This window comes from Streptomyces muensis (assembly GCF_021474425.1).
Classification (GTDB): domain Bacteria; phylum Actinomycetota; class Actinomycetes; order Streptomycetales; family Streptomycetaceae; genus Streptomyces; species Streptomyces muensis.
Genome location: NZ_JAKEIP010000452.1, coordinates 1 through 3,850, shown reverse-complemented (window position 1 = coordinate 3,850; position 3,850 = coordinate 1). Strand labels below are relative to the sequence as shown.

At 70.6% G+C, this 3,850-nt stretch carries 4 protein-coding genes and 1 pseudogene; 2 read left to right on the top strand and 3 right to left on the bottom strand.

What is annotated here, in order from left to right:
• Both L0P92_RS42865 and L0P92_RS42860 read left to right on the top strand, forming a co-directional pair.
• The coding region (locus L0P92_RS42865; protein ID WP_234768551.1) for a fumarylacetoacetate hydrolase family protein at positions 1 to 545 on the top strand (545 nt) is incomplete at its 5' end.
• Positions 546 to 625: 80 nt separating this feature from the next.
• Positions 626 to 1,411 carry an IclR family transcriptional regulator gene (locus L0P92_RS42860; protein ID WP_234768550.1) on the top strand — a complete coding sequence of 262 codons (786 nt, stop codon included), beginning with the start codon at positions 626 to 628 and terminating at the stop codon, positions 1,409 to 1,411.
• 182 nt (positions 1,412 to 1,593) lie between these two features.
• On the opposite strand, the pseudogene L0P92_RS42855 reads toward L0P92_RS42860, so the two are convergent.
• The 3 genes and pseudogenes from L0P92_RS42855 to L0P92_RS42845 all read right to left on the bottom strand — a co-directional run.
• A pseudogene (locus L0P92_RS42855) lies at positions 1,594 to 1,847 on the bottom strand (endo-1,4-beta-xylanase); the annotation flags it as partial.
• A 63-nt stretch (positions 1,848 to 1,910) separates the two neighbouring features.
• Positions 1,911 to 2,681 (bottom strand): alpha/beta fold hydrolase, encoded by a 771-nt coding sequence (locus tag L0P92_RS42850; protein WP_234768549.1) that lies wholly within the window; start codon positions 2,679 to 2,681, stop codon positions 1,911 to 1,913.
• Between the two features lie 68 nt (positions 2,682 to 2,749).
• Positions 2,750 to 3,850 (bottom strand): alpha/beta hydrolase (locus L0P92_RS42845; protein ID WP_234768548.1); only part of this gene is annotated, 1,101 nt, incomplete at its 5' end.

The following is a 3,850-nucleotide window of genomic DNA, read 5'->3' as shown; positions in this document are numbered from 1 at the left end:
ACGGCTCCCTGATCGGCGCCCACGACGACATCCACACGCCGCCGGTCAGCGACGATCTCGACTGGGAAGCCGAGTTGGCAGTCGTCGTCGGACGCCCCGGCCGCCACGTACCGCGCGAGAAGGCGCTGGAGTACGTCGCCGGCTACACGGTCGCCAACGACGTCACCGTACGGGACTGGCAGCACCGTACCCGTGAGTTCCTCTCCGGCAAGACCTTCGAGGCCACCACCCCGGTCGGGCCCGCGCTTGTCACCCCCGACGAACTCCCGCCCGGCGCCTCGGGGTTGGACATCTCCTGCAGCGTCGACGGGCACACCATGCAGAAGTCCAACACCGCGGACCTGCTCTTCGACGTGGCCGAGACCGTCGCGTACATCAGCACCATCATCACGATGCTGCCCGGCGACCTGATCCTCACCGGCACCCCGGGCGGCGTGGGCGCCGGTCGCGATCCGAAGGTGTTTCTTCGCCCCGGACAAGTGCTGATCACCACCGTGGAAGGCATCGGGGAACTCCGCAACACCGTCATCAAGGACCAGCCGTGAACCATGACCACAGGGCAACGGCGACCATGCGGCACCGCGGGGTCTCCACCGGCCCACGCCCACCCACTAGAGTCTCTCGTATGTCAGGAAACATGTCTCCCAGCTACCGCGAGCGCAACTCCACGGCCGACCGGGCACTGGACATCCTGACCATGTTCGACGACGTCCATCTCGTCGTCTCCGGAGTCGCCGTGGCCGAGCGGCTCGGCGTGGCGCGCTCCACCGCGTACCGCTACCTCCAGAGTCTGGTGGCCGGGCGTTTCCTCGAAGAAGCCCCGGGCGGCGGCTTCCGGCTCGGCCTACGAGTGTTGGAGATCGCCCGACTGGCCCGCCGCAGCTACGGTCTCTCCGAGGTCGCGGTGCCGTCGATGGAATCGCTCGCCGAGGAGGTGCACGAAACCGTGCTGCTGACCCGGCGCACCGGTGACCTGGTGGTCTGCGTGGACCGCGCGGAAAGCACCCGCGCCGTGCGGATCTCGTACGAGCGCGGCAGCGCCCTGCCGATCAACGCCGGCGCCTCCGCCCTCGTCCTGCTGGCCTGGAGCCCGGACGACGAAGCCCGCGGGCTGCTGGAGAACGCCGAACTGCGCCGCTTCACCTCGGCCACCCTCACCGACGTCGACGCCCTGATGGAACGACTCGGCCGGATCCGCCGCATCGGCTACTCCGTCACCCGGGGCGAACTGGATCCCGACGTGGTCGGCATCGCCGCCCCGATCCGGGACGAGAACAAGCAGGTGGTCGCGGCGGTCAGCGTGGCCGCCCTCGCCTCCCGGGTCTACCCGGAGGCCGAGACGGAGATCGCCCAGAAGGTCCTGGCCACCGCGCAGGAGATCAGCGAGCGGATGGCCGTCGTCGCGGGCTGACCCCTGGTCCTGCTCCGTCCGGGCGGGGTGGCCCGGCAAACCATGCCAGGACTCGTCTGCGGGCCAGGCACACAATCTGCCAGTACCACGGCACCGGCCCTTTGCGGTCGAGGTGGACGACCCCGAAGCCCGGCGATTCGTCGGCGAGGCGATGGAAGGCGGATGTCGTCCTGCGCGCCGGCGATCTGGTCGGCGGAGCCGAAGGTGAAGGTGCCGCGGGTGGGCTCGGTGGCGTCCCACTTCATCTCGTTCTCCGGCGTCACCGAGTTGAACTCGACGTTGAGCGTCGAGGCGTACGGGGCTTCGCCGAGGTGGTTCGCGGCCACCGCGGCGCGAAGTACCGGCCCTTCTCGGCGGCGGCCGCGCCGAGGGTGCTCGCGGCGAGTGCGCTGCCCGCGAGTGTGGTGACGTCGGCCGCCGCGAGCAGGCCTGCCATGCCGAGGGTCAGTGTGGTGCGGGTGCGTGAGCGCCGGGGGCGACGCTCGGGAGGCTGCCCGCGCTAGGTGAGGAACCGGTCGAGGGCGGCCGTCAGTTCGGCCGGCTTCTCCACCGGCAGCTCGTGACCGGCGTCCAGGACGCGGATCACGGCGTCCGGGTAGGCCTTGGCCATGCGGAGCATCTGGGCGAGGGGCAGCTGGATGTCGTGGTAACCGTGCACCATCAGGGTGGGCACCTGGATGTCGCCGACCCTGTCCAGCACGTCGAAGGCCCGCATGGCGCCGTAGAGCGTCATGACGACCTCGCGGGGAGTATCGGCGGAGGCGCGGACGTACTCGCGGATCTCCTCGCGCGGGTAGCCGGGGGCGAAGGCGCGCTGGATGTTGGCGGCGACGAAGAGTTTGAAGGGGGCGAGCGTGGAGGCGGCCATCAGCAGGGCGCGGCCCCGGCTGTAGGCCATCCTGCCGATGGAGTTGACCAGCACCATGCGCTCGACGCGCTCCGGGTGGGCGAGGGCGATGGTCTGGGCGATCATCCCGCCCATGGAGTGGCCGATGATCACGAACCGCTCGATCTCGAGGTGATCGAGGAGGGCGAGGACGTCCCGGGCCAGATCGTCGATCCTGCGCGCTCCCGCGCCCGTGCTCTCGCCGTGCCCGCGCAGATCGAGACGGACGACGCGCCGCGCCTCCGCGAAGTGGGCCACCTGGTGGTCCCAGCGGTGCCGGTTCGCCGTCCAGCCGTGGACGAACACCAGGGGCACACCCTCGCCGTCGCGGGGGCCCTCGTCGTCGTACGTCAGCGTCGCGCCGTCGACTTCGAGCTGCGGCATGGGTGGCCTCCTGGGGTGCGGATCTCGTGGTTACTGATCGGTACGGTAATGGGCGGTGCGGGCCGGCGTCACCGGCGTTCTCCCAGGAAGTCGAGGATGTGCCCGAAGACGTCGAGGGCCGCTCCTCTGCCGAGGAACGTGTCCAGGTGGCCGTAGCCCGGGATCTCGGTGTACGTGACGTCGAGTTGGGGTTGGCGATGGGCGAGGACGTCGCGACAGAGCCGTTGGGAGTCGAGCCACAGGCCGTTCTCGCTGCCCGCGAGGAGCAGGACGGGCGTGTCGATACGGGCCGCCGCGTCCAGGGCGTTCTGCGGGAGGGCCCGGTAGCGGTGATCGGTGTCGTGCCAGCGGACGACGGTGCGGGCCAGTTCGATGCGGCGCAGGTGCGGCAGGATCCACAGCGGGGCCGGGCCGAGGAGGTCGGCGAGCCGGTTGTGGGTGCTGTCGGTCAGGTGCTCGTGGACGAAGAGCGAGGCGCCGGTTCCCCAGGCCGAGTTGTGCAGGATCTGGCAGGTCGGATCCGGGCAGGCAGCCTTGCGGGCGGCCAGGGCGAACAGCGGGGTGTACTTCGAGCGGAGGCCGACCTTGCGGAAGTCGACGGGGACGTGGTCGACACGGGACTTCAGCAGCTCTCCGGCCAGCGTCATGCGCAGGGAGGTGCGGCCCGCGAGCTTCGGGGTGAGGAAGACGCCCTGGGACACCACGCCCGCGAGGCCGGGCACCAGGCCGGCCGTCATGCTCAAGGAGAGCGTCAGGGAGCCGATGCAGTGGGCGACGACGAACAGGGGGCGGTCGCCGATGCGGGCGCGGATGTGGGCTACGGCCTCGGGGATGTCGTAGAGGGCGACGTCGTCGTAGGTGTAGCGGCGGCCGGTCTCGTTGTACGGCAGGCGGCAGCTGCCCCGCCAGTCGAGCAGCCAGGGTTCGTAGCCGTCGTCGAGGAGGACGTCGACGAGGTTGCGGGTCTCGGGCAGCAGGAACATGTCGGACGAGGCGGTGTGTCCGTGCAGGAGGAGCACGGCCGGGCGGTCACGGTCGCCGGGGTCGACGCGGGTCAGGCCGAGGCGTACGCCGTCGCTGGTGTGGAACGGGATCTCCTCGACGCGCGCCGGGTCGAGGCGGTGGTGCAGGGGGCGCAGGGCCGTGGTCGTCCTGACCTTGCGCAGGGC

Bases quoted from the DNA above. Each gene is read 5' to 3' on its own strand.
- L0P92_RS42860 (WP_234768550.1), top strand. From the start codon at position 626: ATGTCAGGAAACATGTCTCCCAGCTACCGCGAGCGCAACTCCACGGCC.
- L0P92_RS42850 (WP_234768549.1), bottom strand. From the start codon at position 2,681: ATGCCGCAGCTCGAAGTCGACGGCGCGACGCTGACGTACGACGACGAG.